Annotated in this window: 2 protein-coding genes and 1 tRNA gene; all 3 read right to left on the bottom strand. The window is 42.3% G+C overall.

The genetic code is table 11. The annotated features are described in order from the left end of the window. Positions 1-148: 148 nt before the first annotated feature. The 3 genes from LH51_RS23390 to LH51_RS04165 all read right to left on the bottom strand — a co-directional run bounded on the left by LH51_RS23390 (position 149) and on the right by LH51_RS04165 (position 1,721). On the bottom strand, positions 149-586 hold the full coding sequence (locus tag LH51_RS23390) for a DEAD/DEAH box helicase (protein WP_268746522.1): 438 nt from the start codon (positions 584-586) through the stop codon (positions 149-151). A 98-nt stretch (positions 587-684) separates the two neighbouring features. Beyond that, positions 685-1,251, bottom strand: coding sequence for a hypothetical protein (locus tag LH51_RS21175; protein WP_036520043.1), 567 nt, complete (start codon positions 1,249-1,251; stop codon positions 685-687). A 393-nt stretch (positions 1,252-1,644) separates the two neighbouring features. Next, positions 1,645-1,721: transfer RNA gene (locus tag LH51_RS04165), tRNA-Val, on the bottom strand. Between the last annotated feature and the right edge of the window lie 84 nt (positions 1,722-1,805).

Here is a 1,805-nt window from a genome sequence, read left to right as displayed (position 1 = left end):
CCTCTGGAATCGTGTAGCCTTGATCTGTGACCAACGCCACGGCTTCTTCTTTGAACTCTGCCGAGTATTGTTTGTAGGTTCGTTTCTGACTCATAATGACACCTCAATAGCTGACTCATATTGTCGCTAATTAAAGTGTCCGGATCCATTAGACCAGTTCAACTTGATCCTTCATTAGGGATTGCAAGGGAGAGATGATAATGGTGAGGCTTCCATTACAGTAGTAACGGTTTAGGGCAGGTAATTGATAGCACAGTGATTTTCCACCACCAGTGGCCAGGATAGCTAAGATGTGATTACCGCGCATACCTGAATATACAATATGATATTGCAGACTGCTGCCATCAAGTTCCCTTCGAAAGTCATCAAAACCAAAATATTTTTTAAGTTCGTGATGTGGATCGTGAGTTGTTTGGCAATACTGACAATTTTGATCATTGCAGGGGACGTCACGTAATTCCCGAAGCAAATTTCCCGTTTGTGGATACTGATAATATACCCATGGAGGGAGCACTGAATTACCACCTGATACTCTTAACCAAGCGATGGCATAAGCAATAGGCCATAGCAGTTCAGCGTTAAACAAGTCCTCTTTTAAAAGCTGGTTGAGCCTGGTTCGACATACTTTGAGATCTCGGTCGAAGGTCGTATCAGTCTCTTTAAGCAACTCTGGAATTATTTGAGCTATCTCGTCAAGAGGCAGGGCTTATGGCCTGTTAGGCTAGCAAAAAAAGCACCTAAGCCAGCACTGATTGTTGGAGCAAGTAGGCTTTGATAACAAAGGAGCTCATATTTCCGATCGTTATTTAGCCTCTTAAAAGCATTGCGTTGGTCATTAAAAAGCTCAAGTGTTGAGTAGCAATCAGCCAGCGGAGAATTAAGACTATCTCTTATGAGTTTATAATCTTTAACTAACCGGTGATAGGGGTTTTGTGGAAAGGCTAATGGCGATAGTTTAAGCGTATCTATTGCAGGTAATTGCAAAAGTGCCAGTGAATCGTCATAGGTTTTGAGTATGGGAAGGTCATGGGCCAGTATATTATGACCTAGTATAAAACTGGCTCCTAAGCTCATGTGATCCAGCTGCCGCACTAGCGTCAAAAGTGGTTGCTGCTTAGTAACTCTCTCTTCAAGAGTTTCTTCGGTATCAGGACGAAATCCAGCTACCATAAAAATATCTTGAGATTTTAGATCATTCGAAGGTTTTGTTTCTAGATCAACGACCAATGCTTTTGGCTTGGAAACTGTCAAAGTATCTATCTTCCCTGGCTATTAAGTTAAGATGTTCTAAACGCAACAAACCACTGTTATGGTAGCATTTTTTATATCAGTCAGTAACGATCTAATACTCATCAAGTAAGATTTGTACATTATCTCTGTCTATATGCCACTGGGATACTGGGCTGCAATTGTATGATGCGAAAGGGGGAGGCATGGATTGTTTCCATAACCAATAGTCATGAGGTTTTCAGCTGCTCTTGATTCGTGCAATCTGAAGTGAATATAAGATGCTGCAACACTATTAAGGCTGTAGTGGCATAACAATATAATAGAAGTTAAACAGTTCGAGCAGGCTGGATGGTAGGAAGAACTAAACAAAAACAGCCGCTCGGAATAACCCGTAAGCGGCTGTTTTTTGAATTCTGGTAGGACTAGGCGGACTCGAACCGCCGACCCCCACCATGTCAAGGTGGTGCTCTAACCAACTGAGCTATAGTCCTATATTGTGGCGCGTATTATATAGGCTTTGCTTGTTCCTGCAACTGTTTTCCAAGACTTTTTTGCACTAAGGCGGCTTGCTGCGC

Origin of the sequence: Nitrincola sp. A-D6 (assembly GCF_000764495.1) — a bacterium.
Taxonomy (GTDB): Bacteria; Pseudomonadota; Gammaproteobacteria; order Pseudomonadales; family Balneatricaceae; genus Nitrincola.
This window is presented reverse-complemented; position numbering and strand designations above follow the sequence as displayed.